This window comes from Streptomyces sp. NBC_01351 (assembly GCF_036237315.1).
Classification (GTDB): domain Bacteria; phylum Actinomycetota; class Actinomycetes; order Streptomycetales; family Streptomycetaceae; genus Streptomyces.
The window spans coordinates 809920-823837 of the sequence record NZ_CP108356.1 but is presented as its reverse complement, the minus strand read 5'-3'; the positions used below and the strand labels follow the sequence as shown (position 1 = coordinate 823837).

14 protein-coding genes are annotated in these 13918 nt (G+C 72.1%); 8 read left to right on the top strand and 6 right to left on the bottom strand.

Going from position 1 to position 13918, the window contains the following annotated elements; all coding sequences use genetic code 11:
* Nucleotides 1-42: 42 nt before the first annotated feature.
* On the top strand, nucleotides 43-945 hold the full coding sequence (locus OG625_RS04025) for a polysaccharide deacetylase family protein (RefSeq protein WP_329376674.1): 903 nt from the start codon (nucleotides 43-45) through the stop codon (nucleotides 943-945).
* A gap of 25 nt (nucleotides 946-970) precedes the next feature.
* Here OG625_RS04025 and OG625_RS04020 read toward each other — a convergent pair whose 3' ends face one another.
* Nucleotides 971-1633 (bottom strand): class F sortase, encoded by a 663-nt coding sequence (locus tag OG625_RS04020; protein ID WP_329376673.1) that lies wholly within the window; start codon nucleotides 1631-1633, stop codon nucleotides 971-973.
* Between the two features lie 363 nt (nucleotides 1634-1996).
* On the opposite strand from OG625_RS04020, the gene OG625_RS04015 reads away from it, so the two are divergent.
* Entirely contained in the window at nucleotides 1997-2500 is a 504-nt protein-coding gene (locus OG625_RS04015; protein WP_329376672.1) for a hypothetical protein, read from the top strand.
* A 101-nt stretch (nucleotides 2501-2601) separates the two neighbouring features.
* Here OG625_RS04015 and OG625_RS04010 read toward each other — a convergent pair whose 3' ends face one another.
* From OG625_RS04010 to OG625_RS04000, 3 genes are all read right to left on the bottom strand, one after another.
* Nucleotides 2602-3162, bottom strand: a complete 561-nt coding sequence (locus OG625_RS04010) for a hypothetical protein (RefSeq protein WP_329376671.1) — start codon at nucleotides 3160-3162, stop codon at nucleotides 2602-2604.
* 202 nt (nucleotides 3163-3364) lie between these two features.
* Nucleotides 3365-4135 (bottom strand): bestrophin-like domain, encoded by a 771-nt coding sequence (locus OG625_RS04005; RefSeq protein WP_329376670.1) that lies wholly within the window; start codon nucleotides 4133-4135, stop codon nucleotides 3365-3367.
* 37 nt (nucleotides 4136-4172) lie between these two features.
* Entirely contained in the window at nucleotides 4173-4898 is a 726-nt protein-coding gene (locus OG625_RS04000) for a hypothetical protein (protein WP_329376669.1), read from the bottom strand.
* 316 nt (nucleotides 4899-5214) lie between these two features.
* Here OG625_RS04000 and OG625_RS03995 point away from each other — a divergent pair, with 316 nt between their 5' ends.
* Together OG625_RS03995 and OG625_RS03990 are read left to right on the top strand one after the other, a co-directional pair.
* Nucleotides 5215-6045, top strand: coding sequence for an SAM-dependent methyltransferase (locus OG625_RS03995; protein WP_329376668.1), 831 nt, complete (start codon nucleotides 5215-5217; stop codon nucleotides 6043-6045).
* Nucleotides 6046-6248: 203 nt separating this feature from the next.
* Nucleotides 6249-8420 (top strand): putative bifunctional diguanylate cyclase/phosphodiesterase, encoded by a 2172-nt coding sequence (locus tag OG625_RS03990; protein ID WP_329390427.1) that lies wholly within the window; start codon nucleotides 6249-6251, stop codon nucleotides 8418-8420.
* Between the two features lie 23 nt (nucleotides 8421-8443).
* Here the strand turns inward: OG625_RS03990 and OG625_RS03985 are convergent, their stop codons facing one another.
* On the bottom strand, nucleotides 8444-8641 hold the full coding sequence (locus tag OG625_RS03985) for an FAD-dependent monooxygenase (RefSeq protein WP_329390425.1): 198 nt from the start codon (nucleotides 8639-8641) through the stop codon (nucleotides 8444-8446).
* Between the two features lie 97 nt (nucleotides 8642-8738).
* Entirely contained in the window at nucleotides 8739-9617 is an 879-nt protein-coding gene (locus OG625_RS03980) for a LysR family transcriptional regulator (RefSeq protein WP_329376667.1), read from the bottom strand.
* 72 nt (nucleotides 9618-9689) lie between these two features.
* On the opposite strand from OG625_RS03980, the gene OG625_RS03975 reads away from it, so the two are divergent.
* The 4 genes from OG625_RS03975 (at nucleotide 9690) to OG625_RS03960 (ending at nucleotide 13888) form a co-directional block, all read left to right on the top strand.
* Entirely contained in the window at nucleotides 9690-10394 is a 705-nt protein-coding gene (locus OG625_RS03975; protein WP_329376666.1) for a succinate dehydrogenase, read from the top strand.
* 2 nt (nucleotides 10395-10396) lie between these two features.
* Nucleotides 10397-12403: a fumarate reductase/succinate dehydrogenase flavoprotein subunit gene (locus OG625_RS03970; RefSeq protein ID WP_329376665.1), complete on the top strand. Its 2007-nt coding sequence runs from the start codon at nucleotides 10397-10399 to the stop codon at nucleotides 12401-12403.
* Nucleotides 12400-13140: a succinate dehydrogenase/fumarate reductase iron-sulfur subunit gene (locus tag OG625_RS03965; protein ID WP_329376664.1), complete on the top strand. Its 741-nt coding sequence runs from the start codon at nucleotides 12400-12402 to the stop codon at nucleotides 13138-13140. The genes OG625_RS03970 and OG625_RS03965 overlap by 4 nt, the downstream gene beginning before the upstream one ends.
* A gap of 97 nt (nucleotides 13141-13237) precedes the next feature.
* On the top strand, nucleotides 13238-13888 hold the full coding sequence (locus tag OG625_RS03960) for a hypothetical protein (RefSeq protein ID WP_329376663.1): 651 nt from the start codon (nucleotides 13238-13240) through the stop codon (nucleotides 13886-13888).
* Nucleotides 13889-13918 lie beyond the last annotated feature (30 nt).

Genomic DNA, 13918 nt, shown 5'->3' with positions numbered 1-13918 from the left:
GCCTCTCGACATCCACGGCGATGTCGTTGATACGTAGTAATAATGAAAAATGACGAGCCGACAGTAGGGCGTCGCGCGCTCCTGCGTACCGCCGTCTTCCTCGGAGTCGCCGCCGCCTCCGGGCTGCTCACGCGGAGCGGGGACGCGGGTGCGCCGGGAGCCGGTTCCGGGGCCGGTGGGTCAGGTGGGTCCGGTCCGCTGGGCGGGCCCGGTGCGCACCCCGCGGCCGGGGCGCCCGGGATGCGGGCGCGGGAGCTGGCCGAGAAGTCCTACCGGCTGCGCCCCATGACCGCCGAGGTTCCGGCCCGGCCGCCCGCCGCCAAACCCGCCGTACGCACCCGGCCCATCCTGGAGCTCCCGCTCGACGAAGCCGCGTCGAGCGGGATGGTGCTGACCTTCGACGACGGCCCCGACCCCCGCTACACCCCGGCCATCCTCGACACCCTCGCCAGGTACGGGGTCCGCGCGATGTTCTTCGTCTGCGGGGAGATGGCCACCGAGCACAGGGACCTGCTGCGCCGGATGGCCGGCGAGGGCCACGTCATCGGCAACCACACCTGGACCCACCCGCTCATCCCCAAGCTCAGCCGGCCCGCCCTCGCCTCCGAGATCGCCCGCACGAGCGACGTCGTCCAGCAGGTGATCGGGGAGCCGCCGCTGTGGTTCCGGGCGCCCTACGGGGCGTGGAACCGGGCCGCCTTCGAGATCGGGGCCGAACTGGGCATGGAGCCGCTCGCGTGGACCGTGGACACCCTGGACTGGAAGGAACCCGGGACCACGACCATCGTGTCCCGCGTCCTCGGCGCCGCCGCTCCCGGCGTGATCGTGCTGTCCCACGACGCGGGGGGCAACCGGTCGCAGAGCGTCCATGCCATCAACTCGTACCTGCCTCAACTGCTCGCCCGGGGCTACCGGATGACCCTGCCGGCACTGCCGCCCCGTTGAGCCGGGCGGCAGTGCCGGCCCGAGGTCAGCGGGTCTCCACCATGCGGGCGAACACGACCACGTTGCCGTCGTAGCCCCCCGCCTTGGAGTAGGCGCCGCCGCACGTGATCACCCGGAGCTCCGCGTGCCCGGTGTCCCCGTACACCCGGGCTCCGGGGAAGGCGTCCTTGGAGAACACCTCCACCCCGTACACCTCGAACACCGCGGTGCGGCCGTCGTAGCGCTCCACCTCGACGTGGTTGCCCGGCTTGACCGAGCCCAGCCCGTAGAACACCGCCGGGCCCTGCGCGTTGTCCACGTGGCCCACGACCACCGCAGAGCCGCGCTGCCCCGGCGAGATCCCGTTGAGGTACCAGCCGGCCAGGTTGCGGTCCTGCGGCGGCGGGGCGTCGATCCAGCCCTCCGCGTCCAGCCCGACCGTCATCACCGGCGCGTCCACGTTGATCGTGGGAATCCGGATGCGCTGCACCGACGAGTGCTCCAGCACCTCCAGGTCCGCCGGAGGCGTCGGCGGGTTCGCCGGCAGCTGATCGGCCGTCACCGCGACGGCAGAGGCCGCGGTGGGCTGGGGCGGCCCGTCGCCCATGTCCACACCGTTCCTCACCATGGCGAGGCCGGTGAGCATGACCAGCGCGATCGCGCCCCACGGTGAGCGTTTGCGTGACTGCCCGGTCTCGTCCTCGCCCATCGTTCTCCCTTCCCGACGCGGGGGTCCCGACCCGCGATCCTGTCCCACCCCTGTACGCCCTACTTCACGCACGCTAAGGCTGCGTCGGCAGGACGGCGAGAGGGGAGGGGCGAACGGGTGGCGGAAGCCGGAAGGGGCCGGAAGGGGTGCGCCCATCCAGGTAATCGTCACATAAATGCCTGACGGGTCGTGACCTGCGGATCCGTCAGCTCCGCCGCCCGCGCTTCGGCGTGTCGCTCAACCGGGCGGCCCAAAGGCGGAAATGCGGAGATTGCGGGTCGCCCCGAGGGTTCGATCAGGGAGGCGTTCTCGTCGATCATCCGGGGCCGACGCTCCGGGGCGCTTCCCGCTGGAGGTTCCACCATGCGTGTTTTCCGCGCTCTCACCGTGACGGCGGCAGCCTGCGCCGCGATCGGCCTCAGTGTCCCGTTCGCCTCTGCTAACACCCCGATGGGTGGGAACGGCGGCCCCAGCAACATCTCGGTCAACCCGTACGCCGTGCACCAGGGGGCCACGATGCAGGTGAGCGCCTCGGGATGCGACCGAGGCGGCACCGTCACCTCGCACGGGAACTTTCCCCCGGCCAACCTGTCCGCAGGTTCGATCGGTTTCGCCACCGTCCGGATCTTCAACCACGCCTCGCCGGGCACCCACACGCTGTCGGTCAAGTGCAACGACAGCAGCCTGGTCGCCACGGCCCGATTCAGGATCCTCGACGGACGGCCCGCGCAGGGCGGCATCGGCGGCTCCATCGGACCGTCGACCGTCGAGACCGCCATCGGTGCGGGCCTCGTCGGCGCCGCCGCCCTCGGGGCCGGCGCGCACGTGCTGCGCCGCCGCCGTCCCTCGGTCCGCGGCCGGGTCTGACCGGTCACCTCCCCGGTCGTCCCCATCGCCGGTCGCCCCGGGTCCAGGCCAGGACCCGGGGCGACCGGCGATGGGGAGGGGTTGCTGAATGACCGCGGCCTTCAATGGCCGCGGCCGGAGCCGCGGCGGCGCAGGGCGAAGGCCGTACCGCCGACGGCGGCGAGCAGCAGGCCCGCTCCCGCGCCGAGTTCCACGGCATCCATGCCGGCCACACTGCCGCCGAGGCCGCCTCGGACGGCGCCGACGACACCGCGGGGCGAACTGGTCGCGGTCCTCGTGGAACTGGTGGTGGGTCTGGTCGTACCGCCGGCGATCGTCAGATCGGCCGAGCCCGTCTCGCCGTTGCAGGTGAAGGAGACGGAGTACAGGGCCCCGGGCCGGGCGTCCCGGTCCACGGTGACCCGGGCAGTCTGACCGCGCGCGATGCTCACGGTGTCGAAGACCCCGGACGAGGCGGTGGCGTAGGCGGCGTTGCAGCCGGTGACCGAGAGCACCACCTGGCCGCCCGGGGCGACCGTCGACGGGGTGATGGCGAAGCCGAACGAGGTTTGCCGGGCCCCGGCCGCGGTGGCGGCGGGCGCGCCGAGTGTGCCGAGCGCGAGTACGGCGCCCATGGCGCCGGCGCTCAGCAGGGCTGTGGCGGAGGTACGTATCGCACCCATGGTTGATTCTCCGGATCCCCGAGGAGCAGCCGCGGAACGGTTTCCGCACGTGGGGGGTCGTGCGCCTCGATGTTCGACACGCTAGGTCCGGGCGCGGCGACCCGCGATCAGGAACGGGCGAATGGGGCATGGGTGTAGGCCGAACCGGGGACGGTGGGCCCGTCCCCGGTTTGAGGGTGGGGAAAGGGGTTCACGCGGGCCCTCAGTCGCCCAGCTCCAGGTGGGCGAACTGGGCGAGGAAGGGCTCGGCGGTCGCCGAGATGCCCCGCCCGAAGGGCGCGTCGAAGTCCCAGATGAGGAAGAGCAGGAAGGCGATGAGCGCGCTGAACAGGCCCGCCAGCAGCAGCTCGCGGAACGAGCGCCGGATCTGCAGGGTGAAGATCAGCCCCACCGTCACCAGGGCTCCCGCGATCAGCCCGAACCACACCACCCCCGGCATGGTCGCCCCGGCGCTCGCCCCGCGGGCGCTGCGGGCGTCGTCGGCCACCGCGACCTGGTCGACCAGCGGCTGGTAGGCCTGCCCCTCGTGGTCGGTCTGCGGCTCGTAGTCGGTGACGTCCCGGCGGATACGTTCCAGCAACTCCGCGCCGCGGTCGGTGATCTCGCCGCGGTCGGCCATCGCCTTCCACTCCGTTTCGACCACGTAGGTCACGTACGCGTCGACGTCGGAGCGGATCTTCTTGCGCACCTCGGCGGGATAGACCTCGGAGCGGACGCTGATCTCGTGCAGGGCCTGGGCTTCCTGGCGCACGTACTCCTGGGCGGCCCCACGGGCCTCCCAGACGCCGGCGATCGCCAGGCCCAGGACGATCGCGTAGATCACCCCGATCATCATCGTCATGTACTCGATGACGTCCGGGGTCTCGTTCGGATCGTCGTCGTCGCCGATCCTGCGGTGGTTGAAGAAGGTGATGGACAGCACCACGGCACAGGCCGATGCCATCGCGATGGACAGGACGAGCCATTCCGACAAGATGACTCCCGAGTGGTCTTTGGTCTTTGGTCCCGGGCTAGCGGGGGCGCAGCGCGACGATCGCGAGCACCGCGGGAGCCGCGGTCATCAGCGTGAAGGTGACCGGTGAGACGTGGTGCTCCTCCGGTTTGCGGGCGGGCGCGCGGTACGCCGGGCGGGCCACCGGTTTCGCCACGACGGGCACGGGCGCCTCGACCACAGGAGGTGGCGGCGGCGGGGGCGGGGCCGGCTGGGTGCGGACCGGCTTCGGCGCCGGCTGCTCCGGTACGGGTTCGGGAGCGGGCGCCGGCTTGGGCGGCGGAGGCGGCGGTGGTGCGGGCACGGCCGGCGGAGGGGTCGGCTTGGGCGGGGGCGTCGGGGCGGGCTTCGGCGGCGTGGGCTTCGGCGTCGGCTTGGGTGGTGGGGGCGGGGTCGGCTTGGGCGGACACGGAGGGGGCGGCGGCGGTGGGCAGGGGTGCCCGCCGTGGTGGCCCTTGCCGTGTCCCCGGCCGTGACCCTTGTCGTGTCCCCGGCCGTGGTGGTCGCCATGCTGGTCACTGCGCCGGTCGCCACGCCGGTGACCGTGATGTCCGCCACCCGCGCCGCCTCCGCGGCCGCCGCCACCGGCAACCGCGACTGCCGTGGTGACGCCCGCGGCGGAGCCGTCGCCGGTCGTCGCGTAGGCGCGGCTATCAGCCACGGCGGGCGTGAAGGAGGCGCAGGACAGCGCCGCCCACAGCAGTACCGGGACCGTCAGCAGACGCCTGGCTAAGGCTTTGTTCACCCGGGGATCATGGGGCCGAGCGCGCCCTCGTACGCCGGGCGCGGGGGTCGGTTCGCCTGAACGGGTGGAGCATCGACCCAGGAGGTTTGAGCCAATCGTCGACCGGTTCGGATCACGGACCAGTCAATTCCCATAGGGGATTTGTCGGTAACGATCATTGGGTGTGCGGGGTCCGGCACGTGACTTTGGTGTGTGACGAACAACGGACCGCCAATTTCCGCTTTTGCTCGCCCTGTTGGCTAATGATCAGTACATTCGGCTCGGACAGAGTCCGGTCCCCGGAGGGGCCGCTGCGGAACAAGGCTTGGAGACCCCGATGGAGCGCCCCGCCTGGGCCCCGCCAGGCATCGACATATCGGTGCCGAGCGTGTCCCGCATCTACGATTACTACCTGGGCGGCTCCCACAATTTCGAGGTCGACCGCGAGGCGGCCCGTCGGGCGATGGAATTCATCCCGGGCCTGCCCAAGATCATGCAGGCCAACCGGGCATTCATGCGCCGCACCGTCCGCCACGCCGTGGCCGAGGGCGTCACCCAGTTCCTCGACATCGGCTCCGGCATCCCCACCTTCGGCAATGTCCACGAGATCGCCAGGGCCGCCACCCCGGAGGCGCGCGTGGTCTATGTGGACCACGACCCGGTGGCCGTCGCGCACAGCCGGGCCGTCCTCGGGGACGACGAGCAGACCGGTGTCGTCGCCGCCGACCTGCGCAAGCCGAAGGACATCCTGGCCGCCCCCGAGGTCGCCCGGCTGCTCGACTTCGACAAGCCCGTGACGTTGCTCCTCGTCGCCGTCCTGCACTTCCTGGAGGACTCGGACGACCCTTACGACGCCGTGGCCGAACTGCGCGACGTGCTGGCCCCCGGCAGCATGTTGATCCTCACGCACGCCTCGTTCGAGGGGATCCCGGTCGGGGAGGAGGTCGCGGGCGGAGCCGTCGGTGTCTACCGCGACATCCGCAACCCGCTCGTCATGCGCAGCGGGGAGCGGATCCGCGGCTTCTTCGACGGGTTCGAGATGGTGGAACCCGGCCTGGTCTCCATGCCCGACTGGCGACCGGACCGTTCCGAGGGCGACGCGGAGGGCGAGGTGCCCGAGGACCCGTACGCCTTCTCGGGGTACGGCGGCGTGGGGCGCAAGGCGTGAGACTCCCCGTACAGACGTCGGGCGCACAGCGGTCGGGCGTACAGCCGACGGGCGCGCAGGTCCCCGCCTCCGGGGCCCCCGCGTCCGGGCTGCCCGCGTCCGGGACGGGCCGGCCTCCGGCAGCCGCGTCCGAAGCGGGTCCCGCGCGAACGGCTGCCGCGGGACCGGCCTCCCCGGGACCGGCCTCCCCGGGACCGGCACCCCTGGGTCCGGCCGCCGCCGAGGCCTCGCCGAAGGGCGGGCTGGAGGACCGGATCGGCCGCTTCGCGACCATCTGGGGACGGGCGATCTTTCCGGTCACCGCGACCTCGCTGACCCGTCCCGAGTTCGAACGGCACCTCCTCCCGCTCACCCGCACCCTCACCGAGGCCCTGCACGCCCGCCCCTTCGACGCCTCCCCGGCTCAGCGCGTGGGGGCCGAACTGGTCGCCGTGCATTGCACCGACCCGGAAGCCCTGGCAGGCACCCTCGGCGTCATCGAGTCCTACCTGGTGCTCTATTGCGGGGCCGCCGGCGGACCCGGCGGCTCCACCGAGGAGTACCGGTCCCGCTGCGCCCGGCTCCAGCACGGGGTGGCGGCGGGATTCGCCCGCGCCCTGCGCGAGCGCACCCTCAAGGAGCAGGAGGCCATCGCCCGCTCCGCGCTGACCGCGCGCACCGACGCGCAGCAGGCCCTGCACGCGAGTGAGGCGCGCTTCCGGGCGGTCTTCGAGGGGGCGGCCGTCGGCATCGGCATCGCCGACCTGGACGGGAACATCCTGGAGGTCAACGACGCGCTGCTGCAGATGTTCGGCGGCCTGGAGGGACACGTCCGGGGCCGCAAGGTCAGCGAGTGGGGCCACCCCGACGACACCCCGCACGTCTGGCGGATGCACGGCGAGCTGGTCCGCGGCGAGCGCGAGAACTTCCGCGTCGAGAAGCCGTACTACCGGCACGACGGCACGGTGCTGTGGACGAACCTGACGGTGTCGCTGCTGCGCGACGCCGCCGGGGAGCCGCAGTATCAGCTGGCGCTGATGGAGGACACCACCGAACGCCGGCTGCTGAACCTGCGCCTGCGCTACGAGGCCACCCACGATGCCCTGACCGGCCTGCCCAACCGGACGCTGTTCTTCGAGCGGCTGGAGAAGGCGCTGAGCGGCTCCGGCGGCGACCACTTCGGCCTGTGCTACCTGGACCTGGACGGCTTCAAGGCGGTCAACGACAGCCTCGGCCACTCGGCGGGGGACCGGCTGCTGGTGGAGGTCGCCGACCGGCTGCAGAGCTGCGCGACCGGCCCCGGCGAGGTCGTCGCACGGCTCGGCGGCGACGAGTTCGTCGCCCTGACCACCGGCGGTGACACCGGGCAGAAGGTGACCGACCTCGCGGTCCGGATCCTGTCCGCCCTGTCCACGCCGATCCGGCTGGAGGGCCGCGAGCTGACCGTCCGGGGCAGCATCGGCATCGTCGAGGGCAGCGTCAAGGAGCGCACCCCGGCGGAGGTGCTGCGCAGCGCCGACATCACCATGTACCGGGCCAAGGCGGCCGGCGGCAACCGCTTCGAGTTCGCCGACGCGGAGGCCGACGCCCGCGCCATCACCCGGCACGGTCTGACCAACGCACTGCCCGCGGCGCTGGAGCGCGGGGAGTTCTTCATCGAGTACCAGCCGCTGGTGCACATGCGCGACGGCAGCGTGCACGGGGCCGAGGCGCTGGTGCGCTGGTCGCACCCGCAGTACGGGGTGCTGGGCCCGGACCGCTTCATCCCCCTCGCCGAACGGACCGGGCTGATCGTGCCGCTCGGCCGCTGGGTCCTGGAGGAGTCCGTCCGCCAGGCCCGCAACTGGCAGTGCCAGCGCGGCGGAGCGTCCCTGCGGATCAACGTCAACCTCTCGCCCACGCAGCTGCACCACCCCGGGCTGGTCGCCGACACCGTGGCGGTGCTGGAGAAGTCCGGCCTCGCTCCGGGCTCCCTGTGCCTGGAGGTGACCGAATCGGCCCTGATAGGAGCCGACGACGAACTCCTGGAACCGCTGCGCCGGCTGGCCGCCCTGGGCGTGGACATCGCGCTCGACGACTTCGGCACCGGCTACTCGAACCTGGCCAATCTGCGCCGCCTCCCCGTCAGCGTCCTGAAACTGGACCGGTCGTTCACGAAGGGGATGCAGCAGAGCCCCGCCAACCCGGTGGACGTCAAGATCGTGGAGGGGATCGTCGCCCTCGCCCACAGTCTCGAACTCGCCGTGACCGTGGAGGGCGTGGAGACCGGAGCCCAGGCCGCCCAGCTGCGCGCCCTCGGCTGCGACACCGCCCAGGGCTGGTACTACGCCAGGCCCGGCGCCCCCGACCGCATCCACACCCTCTCCCTCTCGGATGCCGTGCCCACCGCCTCCTGATCGCAGGCCCGGCCGGCGGACCGTCAGTCCAGCCCGGCCTCCGTGCCGCGGCCGGGCTCGCGCAGCGCGGCCGGCACCCGATCGTGCCGCTCGGCGGTGTCGGCCAGTACGTGGGCGGCCGCCGGCAGCCGCTCGGCCTCGTACGCGTCGAGCACGCCGTCCGTCGCCGGGCCGGTGAGCGCGCGGGCCAGGGTGCGGCCCACCCGGCGGCCGTCGCCGATGCCAGCCGGGCCTTCGCGATGCCGGCGGACGGCTTCGACCCGGCCTTGCCGATACGCACGGCCTGACCCCGCAGGCGAGGCGCGAGCGCGCCGCGGATCAGTCCAGCAGCATCCGCCTGAGCTCGCGGGCCGCGCGCGGGGGAGCCACGTCGGTGCGGTGGGCCAGGGCGATGGTGCGGCGCAGTGGGGAGCCGGCCAGGGGGGTCGCGCGCAGTCCCGGTCCGGCATGCTCCACCACCATCGCCGGGACCACCGCGATGCCGAGCCCCGCCCGCACGAAGCCCAGTACGGCGTCCATCTCGCCGCCCTCCACGGTGAACACCGGCTCGAAGCCCTCGGCGCGGCAGGCCGTCACGGTCAGCTCCCGCAGGTCGTAGCCGTGCCGGAACATCACCATCGGCTGGTCGCGAAGGTCCGAGATGGTCGGCTCCCCGCCCCCGCCGGGCGCCGGGAGCTCCGCCGAGGAGACCACCACCAGGTCCTCCGTCAGCAGTTCCACCGTGGTCAGCGCCGGGGCCGAAGGCGGCAGCGGAAGCGCGATCAGGGCCAGGTCCAGGGCGCCGCGCGCCAGTTCCCGTACGAGGTCCAGCGAACCGCTCTCCTCGATCAGCAGCTCGATCCCCGGATGAGCGGCGTGAAAGGCGCGCAGCACGTTCGGCAGCAGGCCCGTGCACACGCTCGGCGTGGCCCCCAGCCGGATCCGCCCGCGCCGCAGCTGAGCCAGCTCCTGCACCTCCTGCCGCGCCGTGTCCGCGTCGGCGAGGATCCGCCGGGCCAGCGGCAGCAGGGCCTCGCCCGCGTCGGTGAGCGAGATGTTCCCCCGAGCCCGGCTGAAGAGCTCGGCCCCCAGTTCCCGTTCGAGCGCCTTGATCTGCTGGGACAGGGAGGGCTGGGCCACGTGCACCCGCTCGGCGGCCCGGGTGAAGTGGCGGGTCTCGGCGACGGCGACGAAGTACAGGAGCTGCTGGAATTGCATAGTCAATGTCTATCAAGATGACCCACATCATGTCTTGGACCTTTCGGGTCTTAGGCCCCTACCTTCGATGACATGGCTCTGGCAACGCGCACCCGGACAGGCGGCCCCAAGGCGCCGACCGTCTGGGGCTCCACCATCGGAAAGAAGACCGTCATGGCGGTCTCCGGGCTGATCATGCTCGGTTACCTCGTCGTGCACATGCTCGGCAACCTCAAGATCTTCTTCGGCTCGGACGAGTTCAACGGCTACGCGCACTGGCTGCGCACCCTCGGCGAGCCCTTCCTGCACCACGAGTGGGCCCTGTGGATCGTCCGCGTCGTCCTGCTCGCCGCGGTCGTCGCCCACGCCGTGTCCGCGTACCAGCTCAGCCGCCGCGACATCAAGGCACGCCCGGTGAAGTACGCCCACAAGCGCCGCCGCGCGAGCTACGCCACCCGCACCATGCGCTGGGGCGGCATCATCCTCGCCCTCTTCATCGTCTGGCACCTGCTCGACCTCACCACGCTCACGGTCAACGAGCGCGCCTGGGCCGGCCACCCGTACGAGAACGTCCTCGCCACCTTCTCCACCTGGTACGGCAACACCGTCTACCTCGTGGCGATGGCCGCCCTCGGCCTGCACGTCCGGCACGGCTTCTGGAGCGCCGCCCAGACCCTCGGCGCCGGCAACGCCCGACGCGACCGGACGCTGAAGCTGCTCGCCAACACCCTCGCCCTCGTCCTCTTCGCGGGCTTCGTCTCCGTCCCCGTCGCCGTCATGACCGGAGTGGTGAACTGACCATGAGCGACTACGCCAACCACACCACCGGCGAGCCCGTCCGCGACACGAAGGCCCCTGCGGGCCCCGTCGCCGAGCGCTGGGACCGCCGCCGCTTCGAGGCCAAGCTGGTCAACCCGGCCAACCGCCGCAAGCACACCGTGATCGTCGTCGGCACCGGCCTGGCGGGCGGTGCCGCCGGCGCGACTCTCGCCGAGCAGGGCTACCACGTCGTCCAGTTCTGCTTCTCCGACTCGCCGCGCCGCGCCCACTCCATCGCAGCCCAGGGCGGCATCAACGCCGCGAAGAACTACCGCAACGACGGGGACTCCGTCCACCGGCTCTTCTACGACACCGTCAAGGGCGGCGACTTCCGCGCCCGCGAGTCCAACGTCCACCGACTCGCCCAGATATCCGTCGAGATCATCGACCAGTGCGTGGCCCAGGGCGTCCCCTTCGCCCGCGAGTACGGCGGCCTCCTCGACACCCGCTCCTTCGGCGGAGTCCAGGTCTCCCGCACCTTCTACGCCCGCGGCCAGACGGGCCAGCAGCTGCTCCTCGGCGCCTACCAGGCGCTGTCCCGGCAGATCGCCGCCGGCAACGTCGAGATGCACGCCCGCACCGAGATGCTCGACCTGGTCGTCGTCGACGGAGTCGCCCGCGGCATCGTCGCCCGGGACCTGATCACCGGCGAGATCTCCACGCACTACGCCGACGCGGTGGTCCTCGCCAGCGGCGGCTACGGCAACGTCTTCTACCTCTCCACCAACGCCATGAACTCCAACGCGACCGCCGTCTGGCGGGCGCACCGGCGCGGCGCCTACTTCGCCAACCCCTGCTTCACCCAGATCCACCCCACCTGCATCCCGCGCACCGGCGAGCACCAGTCCAAGCTCACCCTGATGAGCGAGTCCCTGCGCAACGACGGCCGCATCTGGGTCCCCAAGGCCAAGGGTGACACCCGCCCCGCCGCCGAGATCCCCGAAGCGGAGCGCGACTACTACCTGGAGCGGATCTACCCGGCCTTCGGCAACCTGGTGCCCCGCGACATCGCCTCCCGCGCCGCCAAGAACGTCTGCGACGAGGGCCGCGGCGTCGGCCCCGGCGGCCAGAGACAGAGGGGCGGAGCCGAAGGCTCCTCGGTTGAGGGCGGTGGCGGGCGACGGGAGGGCGTGTACCTCGACTTCGCCGACGCCATCCGTCGCATGGGCCGCGACAAGGTCGCCGAGAAGTACGGCAACCTCTTCGAGATGTACGAGCGGATCACCGCGGAGAACCCGTACGAGGTCCCCATGCGGATCTACCCCGCCGTGCACTACACGATGGGCGGACTGTGGGTCGACTACGACCTCCAGACCACCGTCCCCGGCCTGTTCGCGATCGGAGAGGCCAACTTCTCCGACCACGGCGCCAACCGCCTCGGCGCGTCCGCGCTGATGCAGGGCCTCGCAGACGGCTATTTCGTGCTCCCCTCCACCATCAACGACTATCTGGCGCGCAACCCGCACCAGGACAAGGTCGACGACACCCACCCCGAGGCCGTGGCCGTCGTACGCGAGACCCGCGAGCGGCTCGCGCGGCTCCTCGCCGTCGACGGTGACCGCACGCCCGACTCCTTCCACCGCGAGATCGGTGAACTCATGTGGGAGTACTGCGGGATGGCCCGCAGCGACGAAGGCCTGCGCAAGGCCCTCGATCGGATCCCGCAGATCCGCGAGGAGTTCTGGCGGCGCATCAAGGTCCCCGGCTCGGGCGAAGAGTTCAACCAGTCGCTGGAGAAGGCCAACCGCATCGTCGACTACCTCGAACTCGCCGAGCTGATGTGCCTCGACGCCCTGCACCGCGCGGAATCCTGCGGCGGCCACTTCCGCGAGGAGTCCCAGACCCCGGACGGCGAGGCGGAGCGGCGCGACGAGGAGTTCTCGTACGCGGCGGCCTGGGAGTTCAACGGCACCGGCACCGCACCCGTCCTGCACAAGGAAGACCTCGTCTTCGAGTATGTCCACCCCACCCAGCGGAGCTACGCATGAAGCTCACCCTGCGCGTCTGGCGCCAGCGCGGCGCCGACGCCCCCGGCCACATGGCCTCGTACGAGGTCGACGGGATCTCCGAGGACATGTCCTTCCTGGAGATGCTCGACACCCTCAACGAGGACCTCATCCTGCGCGGCGAGGACCCGGTCGCCTTCGACCACGACTGCCGCGAGGGCATCTGCGGGGCCTGCAGCCTCGTCATCAACGGCGACGCGCACGGCCCGGAGCGCACCACCACCTGCCAGCTGCACATGAGGTCCTTCGCCGACGGCGACACCATCGACGTCGAACCCTGGCGGGCCGCCGCCTTCCCGGTGGTCAAGGACCTCGTCGTCGACCGCGGCGCCTTCGACCGCATCATCCAGGCCGGCGGCTACATCACCGCCCCCACCGGAGCCGCCCCCGACGCGCACGCCACGGCCGTACCCAAGGCCGACGCCGACTACGCCTTCGAGCACGCCGAGTGCATCGGCTGCGGGGCGTGCGTGGCGGCCTGCCCCAACGGCTCCGCGATGCTCTTCACCTCCGCCAAGGTCAACCACCTGAACGTGCTGCCGCAGGGCTCCCCGGAGCGCGAGACCCGCGTGCTGGACATGGTGGCCCGGATGGACGAGGAGGGCTTCGGCGGCTGCACCCTGACCGGCGAGTGCGCCACGGCCTGCCCCAAGGGCATTCCGCTGCCGTCGATCGCCGCGATGAACAAGGAGTGGCTGCGGGCGGTCCGCAAGGGCTGAGCCGATCGGATGATCCGATGGGCCGACCGGGCTCTCGTACGGGCCGTACGCCGTGCCGCGCCCCCGCGCGGTCCCGGCCGTGGGAGACAGTGCAGCCATGCCACATCCCCCCGCCGGGTCCGGACCGCGCCGCCGAGCCGTACTGGCCGTCGCCCTCGCCCCGCTGGCGGTGGCCGGCTGCTCCGCGGAGGAACCCGCCCGGCCCCCGGCGCCCGGAGCGCAGGCCGGGGCCAAGGACGCCCTGGTCATGGTGATCCGGCACGCGGAGAAGCCGTACACCGGCGACTCCGGATGGGACGAGGAGGGCGAGGACGACCCCGGCTCCCTGGCCGGCCGCGGCTGGCGCCGGGCCGACGAGCTCCCGCGGCTCTTCGCCCCCTCCCGGGGTTCCTCCCTGCCCCGCCCCGCCGCGGTCTTCGCGGCCGGCGGCAAGGAAGGCGCCCCCGCCCGCTGCAAGCAGACCGTGACGGCGCTGGCCACTGCCCTGCGCACACCCGTACGCACCGAGTTCGCGCTCGGCGCCGAGCCGGCCCTCGTACGCGCCGCACTGGCCGCCCCGGCGCCCGTACTGGTCTGCTGGGAGCACACCGGCATCCCCCGCCTGGTCCGCGCCCTCGGCGCCCACGAGGTGCTCGGGCTCCCCGCGGCCTGGCCCGACCGCTACGACCTCGTCTGGATGTTCACCCGCCGCCAGGGGCAGTGGAGCTTCCGCGAGCTTGCGCAGCAGCTGCTGCCGGGCGACGCCTGACGCCGGCGGTCTCAGTCGAAGTACGACTGA

Bases quoted from the DNA above. Each gene is read 5' to 3' on its own strand.
- OG625_RS04010 (WP_329376671.1), bottom strand. From the start codon at position 3,162: ATGGGTGCGATACGTACCTCCGCCACAGCCCTGCTGAGCGCCGGCGCC.
- OG625_RS04020 (WP_329376673.1), bottom strand. From the start codon at position 1,633: ATGGGCGAGGACGAGACCGGGCAGTCACGCAAACGCTCACCGTGGGGC.
- OG625_RS03995 (WP_329376668.1), top strand. From the start codon at position 5,215: ATGGAGCGCCCCGCCTGGGCCCCGCCAGGCATCGACATATCGGTGCCG.
- OG625_RS04025 (WP_329376674.1), top strand. From the start codon at position 43: ATGAAAAATGACGAGCCGACAGTAGGGCGTCGCGCGCTCCTGCGTACC.
- OG625_RS03980 (WP_329376667.1), bottom strand. From the start codon at position 9,617: ATGCAATTCCAGCAGCTCCTGTACTTCGTCGCCGTCGCCGAGACCCGC.
- OG625_RS03965 (WP_329376664.1), top strand. From the start codon at position 12,400: ATGAAGCTCACCCTGCGCGTCTGGCGCCAGCGCGGCGCCGACGCCCCC.
- OG625_RS03970 (WP_329376665.1), top strand. From the start codon at position 10,397: ATGAGCGACTACGCCAACCACACCACCGGCGAGCCCGTCCGCGACACG.
- OG625_RS04015 (WP_329376672.1), top strand. From the start codon at position 1,997: ATGCGTGTTTTCCGCGCTCTCACCGTGACGGCGGCAGCCTGCGCCGCG.
- OG625_RS03975 (WP_329376666.1), top strand. From the start codon at position 9,690: ATGGCTCTGGCAACGCGCACCCGGACAGGCGGCCCCAAGGCGCCGACC.
- OG625_RS03960 (WP_329376663.1), top strand. From the start codon at position 13,238: ATGCCACATCCCCCCGCCGGGTCCGGACCGCGCCGCCGAGCCGTACTG.